Consider the following 14,774-nt stretch of genomic DNA (forward strand, 5'->3'; position numbering starts at 1 on the left):
GGGTCGCACTGGGCACGACCCAATGCTAGGGGCCGGGTCCGACAGGCCCGACCTGGATACGCTGTGCGCCGGTCCCGTCCCGAAGGAGAACACGCCCATGGCTTACGACGGCAGGACGACACCCGGCAGGCCCGCCCTGGTGCGTGAGCTCGAGGGCGTCACAATCCGCAAGCTCGCGGTCTCCTCGATGGACAACAACGTCTACCTGGTGACCGCCACCGGATCCGGCGCGTCCGTGCTCGTGGACGCGGCGAACGACTGGCCGGCGATCGAGGCAATGATCCGGGAGAGCGGCGCCCGGGTGGAGGCGATCGTCACCACCCACCGGCACGGCGACCACACCGGCGCGCTCGCCGATGCGGCGCGCGCCCTCGGTGCCCGCACGTACGCCGGGGCACCGGACGCCGACCACCTGCCGATCGCGGCCGACGTACGCCTCGAGGACGGCGACACGGTGCAGGTCGACGGGCTCTCCCTCGACGTCGCCCTCGTGCGCGGGCACACCCCCGGCTCGGTCGTGCTGACCTACGCCGACCCGCACGGTCATGACCACGTCTTCACCGGCGACACCCTCTTTCCCGGCGGTGTCGGTGCGACGAAGAACCACGACGACCAGTCCTTCCCGCAGCTCATCGACGACGTCGAGCAGCGCATCTTCGCCCGGCACGACGACGACACGTGGGTCTACCCCGGTCACGGCGACGACACCACCCTCGGCACCGAGCGCCCCCACCTGCCCGCGTGGCGGGAGCGCGGATGGTGAGTGGGCTGGGCGACTCGCTCCGGCCCGTCACCGCGCCAGGTCGTCCTGCCCTCGTGCGCGTGTCCATCAGCGGGCTCTGGCTCACGGCGACCTCGCCACGGCCCATCGACGCCCCGCTGCTCGCCGCCGCTCCCGACCACGACCGCTGGCTCGCCGCCATGGACGCCGAGCCGGAGCCGATGGCCGGTCGGCTCGGGCTCGAGGGCCGGCTGGAGACCGAGGTGCTGGAGGGTGAGTCGGTCGAGGTGCACGACCTGCACGACGACTGGGCGTTCGTGACATGCCCCGAGCAGCCGTCGCACAAGAACCCGCGCGGCTACCCCGGGTATCTGCGAGCGGCCCACCTGGACCTCGGGGTCTGCGAGTCCGACGGTGCCGGCGATCCCGCGCCCACCGCCGGCGCGACCTCGGTCGACCCGGCCGCGTTCCTCGATGCGGTGCGGGCCCACGCGGGCGTGTCCTATCTGTGGGCCGGCCTCTCGCCGCACGGGCTGGACTCCTCGGGACTGGTGCACCTCCCGCTGTGCACCCTCGGGGTGCGTTTTCCGCGCGACTGCTCCGACCAGGCCCGGCAGTGCGCCCCTGTCGCACCCGCCGACGCGACCCCCGGCGACCTCCTCTTCTTCGCGCGTCCCGGATCCGAACCGGACCACGTCGGCATCCTCACCGCCACCGGCCGGATGCTGCACGTGCCGCAGACCGGACGCGTCGTCGAGGAGGACGTGCCGACGGACCGGGCCGAGACCCTGGTGTGCGCCGGCCGGATCAGCGCGCTGGGGTGAGGTCCCCCGTCGGCTACCGGCCGCCCCCGCCCGCCCTCGTCCTCACCGCCGTGGTGTCGGTCCAGTTCGGCGGCGCCCTGGCCTCCACCCTCGTCCCCACGATCGGTGCCTTCGGGTCGGTCGGCCTGCGTCTGGGATTCGCTGCCGTGCTGCTGTGCGCACTCGGACGTCCGGCGCTGCGCGGCCGCAGCCGCGCCGACTGGCGGGTGGTGACGGCGTACGCCGCGACGCTGGCCACGATGAACGTCTGCTTCTACGCGGCCATCGCCCATCTGCCGCTCGGCGTAGCTGTGACCTGCGAGTTCGTCGGTCCGCTCAGCCTGTCCGCCGTCCTGTCGCGGCGCTGGCAGGACGCGGCGGCGGTGGTCTGCGCCGTCGGCGGTGTGCTCCTCGTGTCCGGCGCGCTGACGACGCCGTGGTCGAAGCTGCCGGTGACCGGCGTGCTGTTGGCGCTCGCCGCGGGCGCCTGCTGGGCGGCGTACATCATGGCCTCCGGAGCGACCGGCGCGCGGTTCGCCTCCCTCGACGGGCTGGCGATCGCCCTGGCCATGGGCACCGTGGTCGTGCTCCCGATCGGCGTATGGCGGGCCGGTGACGCGCTGTTCTCGGGCGAGTCGCTCGCCAAGGGCTTCGGGATCGCGCTGCTGTCCTCGGTGCTGCCCTACTCCCTGGAGCTGCTCGCACTGCGTCGGCTCGCGGCCCACGTCTTCGGCATCCTGATGAGCCTCGAACCCGCTGCAGGTGCACTCGCCGGACTACTCGTCCTGGGCCAGCGATTGAGCACGCCCGAACTGGTCGGGATGGCGCTCGTGGTGCTCGCCAGCGTGATCGTGCTCGGCGCCGCCCGTCGCCCGCGGCCTGGTGGGTCCGACGGTGGCTCAGGGGTGCCCGAGGGGCTCACACCGGCCTGAGGCTCGGCCGGCCCGGCTGGGCCCCGGTCCGCTTCAGCCGCGCGGGCGCAGGTCGCGGCGCCGCAGCGCGTACCGCTCGAACCACAGGGTCATGAAGGGCGGCACGCTGCTCACCAGTCCCAGCAGCGCGGTCCGCGCTCCCCAGCGGCGCGACCTGGCCACCCACGCCAGCGCCACCAGGTAGCAGATGAAGACGATGCCGTGCACCATCCCGAAGATCTGCACACCGCGGTCGGTGCTCCTCGCGATCCACTTGAAGTACATCCCGATCAGCAGCGCGAGCCACGACACCGCTTCCAAGGTGGCGATGGCGATGAAGACCTGGGAGGAGAGCTGCGAAGAGGTACGGCGGGCGGGGACGTCGGCTTCGAGTGACACACCGGGACGATAGGTGGTCACCCCCACCACCGGCACGGCGGGCCGGTCGCCGTGCGCGGGCTCGACGGTGGCACAGGTACCCCGGCCAAAACCACCCGTCGGCTGTCTGCGCGGCGGCCGGACGTCCTATCGTCGCCGGTATGACGACGCGCATCTCGCACTGGATCGACGGCGCCGTGGCGCAGGGCTCCTCCGGCAGGGTCGGCCCGGTCTACAACCCCGCGAGCGGTGAGCAGACCGGCGAGGCGGAGCTGGCGAGCGCGGACGACGTACGCACCGCCGTCGCGTCGGCTGCGAAGGCCGCCGCCGAGTGGCGTCACGCGTCGCTCTCGACGCGCGCCGCCGTGCTCTTCGCGTTCCGGGAGCTGTTGCACGACAGCCTGGACGAGCTGGCCGACATCGTGACCTCGGAGCACGGCAAGGTGCACAGCGACGCGGTGGGCGAGATCTCCCGCGGTCTGGAGAACGTCGAGTACGCCACCGGGGTGCCCAACCTGCTGAAGGGGGGCTTCTCCGAGCAGGCCTCATCCGGCGTCGACGTCTACTCGATCCGCCAGCCGCTCGGCGTCGTCGCGGGCATCACGCCGTTCAACTTCCCGGTGATGGTGCCGCTGTGGATGTGCGCGGGAGCGATCGCGGCGGGTAACGCGTTCGTCCTCAAGCCCAGCGAGAAGGACCCGTCGGCGTCGCTCTTCCTGGCCCGGCTGTGGCAACGTGCGGGACTGCCCGACGGTGTCTTCACCGTCGTACAGGGCGACAAGGAGGCCGTCGACACGCTGCTCACCCACCCGGATGTGAGCGCGCTCAGCTTCGTCGGGTCCACGCCCATCGCGCGCTACATCTACGAGACCGGCACCGCCGCCGGCAAGCGGGTGCAGGCCCTCGGCGGCGCGAAGAACCACATGGTGGTGCTGCCGGACGCCGACCTGGAGATGGCCGCGGACGCGGCGGTCTCGGCGGCGTACGGCGCGGCCGGCGAGCGCTGCATGTCGATCTCCGTCGTGGTCGCCGTGGGCGATTCCGCCGACCCGCTGGTCGAGGCCATCGCCCGGCGGCTGCCCGACGTGACCGTGGGCGACGGCGCGAAACCCGACACCCAGATGGGTCCGCTCATCACTGCGGCCCACCGAGACAAGGTCGCGTCGTACATCGCGGCCGGCGCCGACGAGGGCGCCACCCTGGTCGTCGACGGCCGCGAGGCGGACCTGCCCGCCGACGGGTTCTTCCTCGGTACGACACTGCTGGACCACGTGCGACCGACGATGTCGGTCTACACCGACGAGATCTTCGGCCCGGTGCTGTCGGTGGTGCGCGTCGACACCTACGACGATGCGCTCGAGCTCGTCAACAGTCACGAATTCGGCAACGACACAGCGATCTTCACCCGGGACGGCGGTGCGGCGCGCAGCTTCCAGTACGACGTGCAGGTCGGCATGGTCGGCATCAACGTGCCGATCCCGGTGCCCGTGGCGTCGTACTCCTTCGGCGGGTGGAAGGCGTCGCTCTTCGGCGACAACCACATGTACGGACCCGAGGGGCTGGCTTTCTACACCCGCGGCAAGGTGGTCACCTCGCGGTGGCCCGACCCGGCCACCTCCACCGTCGATCTGGGATTCCCGAGGACACGATGACCGACAGCATCCTGCGCGAGACCGCCACAGACGCCGAGCCCACCGACCCCGCGAGCCTGCTCGGCCGAGGCGACGAGGCGCAGGTCCGCGCCGACGACCGCCACGTCTTCCACTCCTGGTCGGCCCAGGCCACGATCGACCCGCTGCCCATCGAGCACGCGCAGGGGTCCTACTTCTGGGACTACGCCGGCAAGCGCTACCTCGACTTCTCCAGCCAACTGGTCAACATGAACATCGGCTACCAGCACCCCCGGCTGGTCGCGGCCATCGTGGAGCAGGCGCAGCGGCTGTGCTCGATCCAGCCGGCGTTCGCCAACGACGTACGCGGCGAGGCGGCCCGGTTGATCGCCGAGCGGGCACCCGAGGGCCTGAACACCGTCTTCTTCACGAACGGCGGCGCCGACGCCAACGAGAACGCCGTGCGGATGGCGCGGCTGCACACCGGGCGGCAGAAGGTGCTCGCGGCCTACCGCAGCTACCACGGCTCGACGGCCGGTGCGATCTCGCTGACCGGTGACCCGCGGCGCTGGCCCTCCGAGCCGGCCGTTCCCGGCACGGTCCGCTACTTCGGCCCTTACCTGTACCGATCGGCGTTCCACGCCACCACCGAGCAGGAGGAGTGCGACCGGGCGCTGGCCCATCTGCGCGAACTGGTCATGCTCGAGGGACCGCACACCATCGCGGCGCTCGTGCTGGAGACGGTCGTCGGCACGAACGGCATCCTCGTGCCACCCCCGGGCTACCTCGACGGCGTGCGGGCCCTCTGCGACGAGCACGGCATCCTGCTGATCGCCGATGAGGTGATGTCCGGATTCGGGCGGTGCGGCGAGTGGTTCGCCGTCGACCACTGGGGCATGACCCCCGACCTCATCACCTTCGCCAAGGGCGTCAACTCCGGCTACGTCCCGATCGGCGGGGTACTCATCAGCGACACGGTGGCCGCCACGTTCGCCGACCGTCCCTTCCCCGGCGGCCTCACCTACTCCGGGCACCCCCTGGCGTGCGCCTCCGCCGTCGCGTCGATCCGGATCTTCGAGGACGAGGGCATCCTGGCCAACGCGCGGATGCTCGGCGAGGAAGTCATCGCACCCGGGCTGGCCGAGCTGGCGGCGAAGCACCCGAGCATCGGCGAGGTCCGCGGTCTCGGGGTCTTCTGGGCGGTCGAGCTGGTCCGCGACCGGGCGACCCGCGAACCGCTGGTGCCGTTCAACGCGGCCGGGGCGGACGCGGCCCCGATGACGCAGTTCGCGGCGGCCTGCAAGAGCGAAGGGCTCTGGCCGTTCACGCACTTCAACCGCACCCACGTCGTACCCCCGTGCACGAGCACGCCGGACGAGGTGCGCGAGGGCCTGGAGATGCTGGACGTCGCGCTCGAGGCGGCCGACCGGCATACGACGGACGCCTGACCGGTGGACGTCTCGGCGACCTGGCGCGACGCGTCGACGACGCCGTACTGGCTGGACACCCCCGACCGCCCGTCCGCGCGACCCGCTCTGACCACCGACGCTCGCGCGGACCTCGTCGTCGTCGGCGGCGGGTTCAGCGGGCTGTGGACCGCACTGCTGGCCAAGGAACGCGACCCCGACCGCGACGTCCTGCTGGTCGAGGGCGACCGGATCGGATGGGCGGCGTCCGGCCGCAACGGCGGGTTCTGCTCGGCGAGCCTCACTCACGGGCGGGACAACGGAGAGCAGCGCTTCCCCGACGAGATCGAGACGCTGGAGCGGCTCGGTCGGGAGAATCTGGCGGCAATCGGCGACACGGTGCAGCGCTACCGCATCGACTGCGACTACCACCTGCGCGACTCCCTCACCGTGGCCACCCAGCCCTATCAGTTGCGCGAGATGCGTTCTTCCGTAACGGGGTTCCTCGACCAGGAGGCCCTACGCGCCCGCCTGCACTCCCCCACGTTCCTCGGCGGGTACGTCGAGGAGGGTGAGCTCGCACTCGTCGACCCGGCTCGTCTCGCATGGGGTCTCGCCGCTGCCGCCGAGAGCCTCGGGGTGCGGATCGCGGAGCACACCAAGGTCACCGGTCTGGCCGAGGACGGCGACCGGATGACGCTGCGGACCGACGGCGGCCGCACGATCACCGCGGAGCACGTCGCCCTCGGCACGAACGCCTTCCCGTCACTGGTGAAACGCGTGCGGCTGCACACCGTGCCGGTCTACGACTACGTGCTCATGACCGAGCCGCTCTCCGACGGGCAGCTGGCCTCGATCGGCTGGGACGGACGCGAGGGCGTCGACGACGCCGGCAACCAGTTCCACTACTACCGGATGACCGCCGACCGGCGGATCCTCTGGGGCGGCTACGACGCGATCTACCACTTCGGTCGGGCGGTGCGCCCGACGTACGACCAGCGGCCCGCGACCTTCGAGATGCTTGCCCAGCAGTTCTTCGCGACCTTCCCGCAGCTGGAGGGGTTGCGCTTCAGCCACCGTTGGGGCGGCGCGATCGACACCTGCACGCGATTCTTCGCGTTCTTCGGCACGGCGTACGGCGCCCGGGTGTCCTACGCGCTCGGCTACACCGGCCTCGGGGTCGGGGCCACGCGCTTCGGCGCACGAGTGATGCTCGACCTGCTGAACGGCGCCCACACCGAGCTGACCGAGCTGGCCATGGTGCGCACCAAGCCGCTGCCCTTCCCGCCGGAACCGTTGGCATACGCCGGTATCCAGGCCACCCGCGCGGCACTCGCGTCGGCGGACCGCCACGACGGCCGCCGCAACCTGTGGCTGCGCGGCCTGGACAGGGCAGGTCTCGGCTTCGACTCCTGACCCCATCGTCGAGGGGCGGAGATAAGCCCACCTCTCGGTGAGATCCCCACACCCGACGGAAGGATCAGCGGGTCGCGGCCGTCATCTGCCGCAGCTCCTTCTTCAGGTCACCGAGCTCGTCGCGCAACCGAGCTGCCAGCTCGAAGTGCAGGTCGGTCGCCGCCTGGTGCATCTGGTCGGTGAGGTCCTGGATGAGAGTGGCCAGCTCGCCGGCGGGGACACCGGTCACCGTGGCCACCCCACCGCTCTCGGGCTTCGCGCCGATCCGCTTGCTGGACTTGCCCTGCTTGGCCGTCTTGCCGCGCGACTGCACCCGGCCGCTGCCCATCAGGGCCTCGGTGTCGGCGTCCTCACGCTGCAGCAGGTCGGTGATGTCGGCGATCTTCTTGCGCAGCGGCTGCGGGTCCACCCCGGCCGCGAGGTTATAGGCCACCTGCTTCTCCCGGCGTCGGCTGGTCTCGTCGATGGCGTCACGCATCGAGGGGGTCACCTTGTCGGCGTACATGTGCACCTGACCGGACACGTTGCGGGCCGCGCGTCCGATGGTCTGGATGAGCGAACGGGCGGACCGCAAAAAGCCCTCCTTGTCGGCGTCCAGGATGCTCACCAACGAGACCTCGGGCAGGTCGAGACCCTCACGCAGCAGGTTGATGCCGACCAGCACGTCGTACTCGCCCATCCGCAGCTCGCGCAGCAGCTCCACCCGGCGCAGGGTGTCCACCTCGGAGTGCAGGTAGCGCACCCGCACGTCCTTCTCCAGCAGGTAGTCGGTCAGGTCCTCGGCCATCTTCTTGGTCAGGGTGGTGACCAGGATCCGCTCGTTGCGGGCGGAGCGCTCACGGATCTCGTGCAGCAGGTCGTCGATCTGACCCTTGGTCGGCTTCAGCACGATCTCCGGGTCGATGAGCCCGGTGGGGCGGATCACCTGCTCGACCACGCCGTTGGCCTTCGCGACCTCGTAGTCCCCCGGCGTCGCGGACAGGTAGACCGTCTGGCCGACGCGCTCGAGGAACTCCTCCCACTTCAGCGGCCGGTTGTCCATCGCGCTCGGCAGTCGGAACCCGTGGTCGACCAGCTGCCGTTTGCGGGACATGTCACCCTCGTACATCGCGCCGATCTGCGGCACGGTCTGATGGGACTCGTCGATGACCAGCAGGAAGTCCTCGGGGAAGTAGTCGAGCAGGCAGTTGGGCGCCGATCCCGGCCCGCGTCCGTCGATGTGCCGCGAGTAGTTCTCGATGCCCGAGCACGACCCGACCTGGCGCATCATCTCGATGTCGTACGTCGTGCGCATCCGCAGCCGCTGCGCCTCCAGCAGCTTGCCCTGCTTCTCGAACGACTCCAGCTGGGTCTCCAACTCGGCCTCGATGCTGGAGATCGCCCGCTCCATCCGCTGCGGCCCGGCGACGTAGTGCGAGGCCGGGAAGACGTACATCTCCTCCTCCTCGCGCACGACCTCGCCGGTGAGCGGGTGCAGGGTGTAGATGCGCTCGATCTCGTCACCGAAGAACTCGATCCGGATCGCCAGCTCCTCGTAGACCGGGATGATCTCCACCGTGTCGCCGCGCACCCGGAAGGTGCCGCGGGTGAAGGCCAGGTCGTTGCGGGTGTACTGCATCTGCACGAACCGGCGCAGCAGGTCGTCACGGTCGATGACCTGACCGACCTTCAGGCGGGCCATCCGGTCGACGTACTCCTGCGGCGTGCCCAGGCCGTAGATGCACGACACCGACGCCACCACGATCGCGTCGCGCCGGGTCAGCAGCGAGTTGGTCGCGCTGTGCCGCAGCCGCTCGACCTCCTCGTTGACCGAGGAGTCCTTCTCGATGTAGGTATCCGTCTGCGCGATGTACGCCTCGGGCTGGTAGTAGTCGTAGTACGACACGAAGTACTCGACCGCGTTGTTGGGCAACAGTTCCCGGAACTCGTTGGCCAGCTGCGCCGCCAGCGTCTTGTTGGGCGCCATCACCAGCGTCGGCCGCTGCACCTGCTCGATCATCCAGGCCGTTGTCGCCGACTTGCCGGTGCCGGTGGCACCCAGCAGCACCACGTCCTGCTCGCCGGCCTTGACCCGTTTGGTCAAGTCGGCGATGGCCGTCGGCTGGTCGCCGCTCGGGCTGAACTCGGAGACCACCTCGAAGGGCGCGACGCGGCGCTTGAGGTCGGTGATGGGGCGCATGCGTCAACCGTACGACGCCCCACCGACACGACCACCGCGCGCGGTGTTTGGGAGACTGGATCGCGTGGTCATCCCAGTCGTCTACCTGATCGTCGGGGTGGCTCTGCTGCTCGGCGTGCTGCTGCCCGCCTTCACGACGGGCCGGGCGATCTCGGCTCCCGTGATCCTGGTGGCCGTGGGTGCGCTCGTCGGGCTGCTCCCCTTCCCCGCGGGTCTGTCACTCGACCCCGACGAGCATGCGGCGCTCACCGAGCACCTGACCGAGACCACCATCCTGATGGCCCTCACCGGTGTCGGTCTGGCACTCGACCGGCCCCTCACCCGGGTCAGGCTGACCTGGCGCCGCTGGGGTACGACGTGGCGGCTGCTGTTCATCGCGATGCCGTTGGCGATCGTCGTCACCGCGCTGCTCGGCTGGTGGCTCCTCGGGCTCATCCCAGCTGCCGCCGTCCTGCTCGCCTCGGTACTGTCGCCCACCGACCCCGTCCTGGCTGCCGAGGTCCAGGTAGAGGGACCGACCACCCTGTCGGAGACGGACGCGGACGACGGCGAGGGCTTCGCCGAGGCCGACATCGACGAGAAGGACGAGGTCCGCTTCGCCCTCACCTCCGAGGCCGGCCTCAACGACGGGGCCGCGTTCCCGTTCGTCTACGCGTCGATCTTCCTGCTCACGATGGGGTCGGTCGGCCACTGGTGGGTGCGCTGGATCGGCTGGGAGGTCGTCGGCAAGACCGTCGTCGGGATCGCGGCCGGGTGGGCGGTCGGACGGTTGCTGTCGCTGGTGGCCTTCCGGATCCGCGAGTCCGTGCAGATCTCCCGGATCGGCGACCCGCTCCTGATCGTCGCCGCACCGCTGATCGCGTACGGCGTGGGCGAGCTGGTTCACGGCTGGGGCTTCCTGTCGGTCTTCGTCTCAGCGATCACCCTGCGCAGCTGCGACCGCTCGAACGAGTACCACCACGCCATGCACGGCGTCATCGAGCGCCTCGAGCGGCTCTTCACCCTCGTCGTCCTGCTGCTGCTGGGTGCCGCCCTCACGAACGGACTCCTCACCTCCCTCACGTGGCAGGGCGCGGTCCTCGCCATCCTGCTGATCTTCGTGATCCGTCCAGCCACGGCGTGGATCGCGCTGTGGCACCCGCGCGGACAGGACTTCGACGACGATTCGGTGCTCGGTCCGCGTGAGCGACTGGTGACGGCCTTCTTCGGCGTACGCGGGGTCGGCAGCATCTACTACCTCGCCTACGCGACCGGTCACCACGGCTTCCCGGACGCCGAAGGGCTGTGGTCGATCGTCGCCTTCACCATCGTGCTGTCGGTCGTCGTCCACGGGGTCTCGGCCAGTCCGGTCATCGGCCGGCTGGAACGCCGTCGCGAGGCCGTCCTCGCCTGACGCCTGCCGTTTCGACGCGCCACAGCCCGCGACGGACGTCGGCCGTCGTACGCTCACCGGCATGTCGCCCACACCGCCCCGCTCCCGGGGCCGCTCCGTGCTGGTGGCAGCGACGCTGATCGTCGCGCTCCTGGTCGGCGTCGGCGGTTACGCCGGATGGCGGGCCCTGAACCCCGGGCGCGGCTCCTTCCCCACCGTCGCCTCCGACCTGACGCCCCGGCAGCGGTCGATCCTCACGGTGGCACGCACCGAGTGGGAGCACCCCGGCCCGTCCACCAAGTACTCCAACGGGATCGACGAGAACTGGTGTGCCGACTTCGTCAGCTGGGTGCTGCGGCATGCCGGCTACCCGATGAGCAACCCCAACTCCGGATCGTGGCGGATCCCCGGCGTCCTCACGCTGCAGTCCTACCTGACGAAGGCGGGCCGGTTCCGTGCCGTCGGTGACGGGTACGCGCCGCAACCCGGCGACATCGTGATCTACGACGGCGGCGGGTTCGGTCAGCACACCAATCTGGTGGTGGAAGTCCGTGGCCACACGATCGAGACGGTCGGCGGCAACCAGGGCGCCGGGCTCGGCCGGCACGGCATCACCGTGCGCCAGTCACCGTTGAACGGCAGTGGCGTCGTCGGGTACGGCGTGGCCTGACCGCTGCCGCCTCGTCGTCGCCGCGACAGGACTCAGATCGAGTCGAGGATCGCTGTGCGGCGGTCCTGGTACTCCTGCTGCGAGATCGCACCCTTGTCGAGGAGTTCCTGCAAGGTGTCGAGCCGGGCGGACGCCGTCGGCGCAGCCGCCGGCTCGGCGCGCCGCACCTTCGCCACGCTGTTCGCGATGTACGCCGTCGTGAGGGCGTTGTTGTCGATCAGCGCCACGGCGGTGGCCGCGTCGGGGTCAAGACCTGCCTCGCGGGCAGAGCGCCGCACCCAGATCACTGTGAACACCGTGGCTATCAGGCCGAACATGAGCACGGCCACCATCAACCCGATGAACGTCCCCGGGATCCCGCTACCGGTGTCCGCGTCCGGATAGCTGACGGTCCAGTGCGTTCCGTCCGCGCTGTCGCAGACCGGCAGGTCACCGTTCGCGTCCTGCACGAAGCAGGACGCCGGCGGGTCGGACGGAGCCGCGAGGGCAGGTGACCCGATTCCGGCCAGCACGAGGAGCAGGAGGACCAATCCCCCCAGAAGAGCCGCACCCCGTCCCCGCACAGGCGTGAGCATAGGGCTCCGGCGTCGTTCCGTGGCCGAATACGCTGTACTCGCAATGACCCTCAGGCCGCGGCAGGTTCGTACGCGCTCCGGCGGGCCCGCTCGCTCGTCGTCACGAACGCCATCGCGAACAGTGCGACGCCGCACCCGGCCATCACCCACCACCCCGCGTGGCTCGCAGTGGCCAGCGAGATCCGCAGCGGGCCGGTCAGCCGCGCCGACGCCAGCGCGCCGAACACCGCCACCCCGAGAGCCGATCCGACCTGCCGGCTCGTCGAGGCGATCGCGGCCGCGACCCCGGACTGCTCCCGCGGCATGCCGGAGACCGCGGCGTTCGTGATCGGCGCGTTGAGGAAGCCGAACCCGATGCCGAAGCCCACGTAGGCGACCCCGAGCTCGACGAGCGAGGTGTCCGTGCGCAGGGTGGTGAGGATGAGCGCGCTGGTGGTGAAGCCGACGCCCGCCACGATCATCGACACCCGTGGTCCGATGCGCCCGACGAGACGCCCCGACACGGGAGCGCCGAGCGCGATCATCCCGGCCATGGGCAACGTCATCAGACCGGCGTGCACCGGCGACATGCCCCGCGACTGTTGCAGATAGAGGGTGTTGACGAAGAGGAATCCGCCGAGCGATGCGAACCCCACGACCGCGCAGACCACCGCGCCGGTGAACGGCACACTGCGGAAGAAGCCCAGCTCGATCAACGGCTGCGCCCGACGCGGCTCCACGACGCCGATCGCCACCGCGCAGCCGACGGCCACCGCCGCGCACAGCAGCACTCGCCCGGACGTCCAGCCGAGACCGCGGCCTTCGATGATCCCGTAGGTCAGGCTCGCGAGCAGACCGATGACCAACAGCTGCCCCACCGGGTCCAGTCGACGTGCGGTGGCGGCCCGCGACTCCGGCACGTAGCGCGCGGCGAGGACCGCGGCGGCCGCCACGATCGGCATGTTGATCCAGAAGATCGCCTTCCATCCGACCGCGTCGACCAGTCCCCCGCCCACGACGGGGCCGAGCGCCATGCTGAGGCCGACCGTGCCGCCCCAGACCCCGATGGCCTGGGCGCGTTCGCGGGCCTCGGTGAAGGTGTTGGTGATGATCGACATCGCGACCGGGTTGAGCATCGAGCCGCCTACCGCCTGCAGGCCGCGAGCACCGATCAGCATGGGGGCGCTCACGGACAACGAGCAGAGCAGCGACCCGCCACCGAAGAGCACGAGGCCGACCTGGAAGACCTTGCGCCGGCCGATCCGGTCCGCGACCGACCCGGACAGCATCAGCAGACTCGCCAGGACCAGCGTGTAGGCGTCCAGCACCCACTGCAGCTGCGAGAACGACGCGTGCAGGTCGGTGCTGATCGACGGGAGCGCCAGGTTGACGGCGGTGACGTCGATACCCACGACGAACAGGCTCATGCAGCAGATGCCGAGCACCAACATCCGTCGGCGCCGAGTCATCTCCACACCGGCCACGGTAAGCCCGCGCCCTGACAGCCGCGTCGCGGGTCAGCCCGGTGACCACCCGGTGGACTGCGCCCACTCCCGCGCACGGGGCAGGGCTCGCGCGTACCACCGCTCGATCGCGGCGGGGTAGTCGTGCGAGGAGAACTGGTGCGCCACCGTCGACTTCAGCTCCGAGTACGCCGTCCGCTCCCTCGTGTCGGCGCGCAGCCAGTCGCGGAACGACAGGGCGGCCAGCGCACCGGCCGACCCGTCCTCGCGCACGTGCACCCGCAGCACGTCGCGTGGGTCGGCGCCGCCGGCCAGCAGGGTGCGCCAGTCGGCAGGCCGCGGTGCCCAGTCGTGCGGGCGGACCTCCTGCTCCCGCAACCCGACGATCGCGGCCGCCCGCAGAGCACCCGCCAGTGCGTCCCCGCCGTCCTCGAAGCGGTGCATCCGCAGCTGTACGTCGACCACGTCGCGGGCGATCAGCCCCGGCACCGCCGTGGAGCCGACGTGCTCGACACCCGCGTACGGGATGCGGGCGGCATCCAACTGATGCCGGATGCGCGCGACGACCCGCGCCGCCCGGGCTTCCCACTCGGGGCGGTGCTCGTGCAGCACCACGGTCGCGCAGACCTCCCGGAGCACCGGACGGTCCGCCCTCAGGTTGTCGTCGAACGGTGCCAGCCGTTCCTCCCAGAGCGCTTCGACCCGGGCAGCCAGTTCGTCGGGGGTGCCGTCGTTGTCGATCCAGGAGTCCGCCACCGCGTGCCGTGCCGCGTCGTCGGCCTGCGCTTGGATCCTGGCGCGCGCGTCCTCCTCGCTCATGCCACGGTCGCGGACGACGCGTTCCACCCGGGTCCGCTCGCTCGCCCCGACCACCACGGTCAGATGGTTCGTCGGCGCCAGCCCCATCTCCACCAGCAGCGGCTGGTCGTGTACGACGACCACGTCGGGCCCGGCCTGCTCGATCAGCTCGCGGGTGCGGGTCCCGATCAGCGGGTGAGTGATGCACTCCAGGTCGCGCCGTGCGGCGGGGTCAGCGAAGACGATCGCTCCCAGGGCCGGGCGGTTGAGAGACCCGTCGGGCGCGAGCACCGTTGCACCGAACCGCTGCTCGATCTGAGCCAGGCCCGGGGTGCCCGGCTCGACCACCTCGCGGGCGATTCGATCGGCGTCCACCACGACGGCCCCGCGTTCCGCCAGCAGACGCGAGACCGAGGACTTCCCCGATCCGATCCCACCCGTCAGACCCACCCGCAGCACTCTCGAATCGTATAGGCGGCTGGAAGGAGCCTGA

The 14,774-nt window shown here is 70.7% G+C and carries 13 protein-coding genes; 8 read left to right on the forward strand and 5 right to left on the reverse strand.

All coding sequences use genetic code 11. The features are described 5' to 3' along the window. Positions 1-97 precede the first annotated feature (97 nt). Genes JOB34_RS06990 through JOB34_RS07000 form a run of 3 tightly spaced genes read left to right on the forward strand, consistent with a single transcriptional unit; the run spans position 98 to position 2,456 of the window. On the forward strand, positions 98-763 hold the full coding sequence (locus JOB34_RS06990) for an MBL fold metallo-hydrolase (RefSeq protein ID WP_208052008.1): 666 nt from the start codon (positions 98-100) through the stop codon (positions 761-763). 59 nt (positions 764-822) lie between these two features. After that, positions 823-1,545, forward strand: coding sequence for an NlpC/P60 family protein (locus tag JOB34_RS06995; protein ID WP_208052009.1), 723 nt, complete (start codon positions 823-825; stop codon positions 1,543-1,545). Continuing rightward, positions 1,542-2,456, forward strand: a complete 915-nt coding sequence (locus tag JOB34_RS07000) for an EamA family transporter (protein ID WP_208052010.1) — start codon at positions 1,542-1,544, stop codon at positions 2,454-2,456. The genes JOB34_RS06995 and JOB34_RS07000 overlap by 4 nt, the downstream gene beginning before the upstream one ends. A 33-nt stretch (positions 2,457-2,489) precedes the next feature. Here JOB34_RS07000 and JOB34_RS07005 read toward each other — a convergent pair whose 3' ends face one another. Beyond that, entirely contained in the window at positions 2,490-2,834 is a 345-nt protein-coding gene (locus JOB34_RS07005) for a DUF3817 domain-containing protein (RefSeq protein WP_208052011.1), read from the reverse strand. 140 nt (positions 2,835-2,974) lie between these two features. On the opposite strand from JOB34_RS07005, the gene JOB34_RS07010 reads away from it, so the two are divergent. The 3 genes from JOB34_RS07010 to JOB34_RS07020 are packed head-to-tail and all read left to right on the forward strand — an operon-like array spanning position 2,975 to position 7,245. Next, positions 2,975-4,465 carry a CoA-acylating methylmalonate-semialdehyde dehydrogenase gene (locus JOB34_RS07010; RefSeq protein ID WP_208052012.1) on the forward strand — a complete coding sequence of 497 codons (1,491 nt, stop codon included), beginning with the start codon at positions 2,975-2,977 and terminating at the stop codon, positions 4,463-4,465. Next, positions 4,462-5,871, forward strand: a complete 1,410-nt coding sequence (locus JOB34_RS07015) for an aspartate aminotransferase family protein (RefSeq protein ID WP_208052013.1) — start codon at positions 4,462-4,464, stop codon at positions 5,869-5,871. The genes JOB34_RS07010 and JOB34_RS07015 overlap by 4 nt, the downstream gene beginning before the upstream one ends. A gap of 3 nt (positions 5,872-5,874) precedes the next feature. Further along, positions 5,875-7,245 (forward strand): FAD-dependent oxidoreductase, encoded by a 1,371-nt coding sequence (locus JOB34_RS07020; protein ID WP_208052014.1) that lies wholly within the window; start codon positions 5,875-5,877, stop codon positions 7,243-7,245. Between the two features lie 64 nt (positions 7,246-7,309). Here JOB34_RS07020 and uvrB read toward each other — a convergent pair whose 3' ends face one another. After that, positions 7,310-9,424 carry an excinuclease ABC subunit UvrB gene (gene uvrB, locus JOB34_RS07025; RefSeq protein WP_179480954.1) on the reverse strand — a complete coding sequence of 705 codons (2,115 nt, stop codon included), beginning with the start codon at positions 9,422-9,424 and terminating at the stop codon, positions 7,310-7,312. 64 nt (positions 9,425-9,488) lie between these two features. Between uvrB and JOB34_RS07030 the strand changes: the two genes are divergently transcribed. Together JOB34_RS07030 and JOB34_RS07035 are read left to right on the forward strand one after the other, a co-directional pair. After that, a complete protein-coding gene (locus JOB34_RS07030; protein WP_208052015.1) occupies positions 9,489-10,817 on the forward strand; it encodes a cation:proton antiporter in 1,329 nt (442 codons plus the stop codon). 61 nt (positions 10,818-10,878) lie between these two features. Next, entirely contained in the window at positions 10,879-11,466 is a 588-nt protein-coding gene (locus JOB34_RS07035) for a CHAP domain-containing protein (RefSeq protein ID WP_208052016.1), read from the forward strand. Between the two features lie 32 nt (positions 11,467-11,498). Here JOB34_RS07035 and JOB34_RS07040 read toward each other — a convergent pair whose 3' ends face one another. From JOB34_RS07040 to coaE, 3 genes are all read right to left on the reverse strand, one after another. Continuing rightward, positions 11,499-12,029, reverse strand: a complete 531-nt coding sequence (locus tag JOB34_RS07040; protein ID WP_179480960.1) for an SHOCT domain-containing protein — start codon at positions 12,027-12,029, stop codon at positions 11,499-11,501. 62 nt (positions 12,030-12,091) lie between these two features. Further along, complete coding sequence (locus JOB34_RS07045; protein ID WP_208052406.1) at positions 12,092-13,489, reverse strand: MFS transporter; 1,398 nt, start codon at positions 13,487-13,489, stop codon at positions 12,092-12,094. Positions 13,490-13,537: 48 nt separating this feature from the next. Then, complete coding sequence (gene coaE / locus JOB34_RS07050; RefSeq protein WP_208052017.1) at positions 13,538-14,740, reverse strand: dephospho-CoA kinase; 1,203 nt, start codon at positions 14,738-14,740, stop codon at positions 13,538-13,540. Positions 14,741-14,774: the final 34 nt, after the last annotated feature.

This window comes from Allobranchiibius sp. GilTou38 (genome assembly GCF_017565325.1).
Classification (GTDB): domain Bacteria; phylum Actinomycetota; class Actinomycetes; order Actinomycetales; family Dermatophilaceae; genus Allobranchiibius; species Allobranchiibius huperziae.

Excerpts from the sequence above, each read along its gene's own strand:
- JOB34_RS06990 (WP_208052008.1), top strand. The coding sequence starts at position 98 with ATGGCTTACGACGGCAGGACGACACCCGGCAGGCCCGCCCTGGTGCGT.
- JOB34_RS07010 (WP_208052012.1), top strand. The coding sequence starts at position 2,975 with ATGACGACGCGCATCTCGCACTGGATCGACGGCGCCGTGGCGCAGGGC.
- JOB34_RS07015 (WP_208052013.1), top strand. The coding sequence starts at position 4,462 with ATGACCGACAGCATCCTGCGCGAGACCGCCACAGACGCCGAGCCCACC.
- uvrB (WP_179480954.1), bottom strand. The coding sequence starts at position 9,424 with ATGCGCCCCATCACCGACCTCAAGCGCCGCGTCGCGCCCTTCGAGGTG.
- JOB34_RS07035 (WP_208052016.1), top strand. The coding sequence starts at position 10,879 with ATGTCGCCCACACCGCCCCGCTCCCGGGGCCGCTCCGTGCTGGTGGCA.
- JOB34_RS07045 (WP_208052406.1), bottom strand. The coding sequence starts at position 13,489 with ATGACTCGGCGCCGACGGATGTTGGTGCTCGGCATCTGCTGCATGAGC.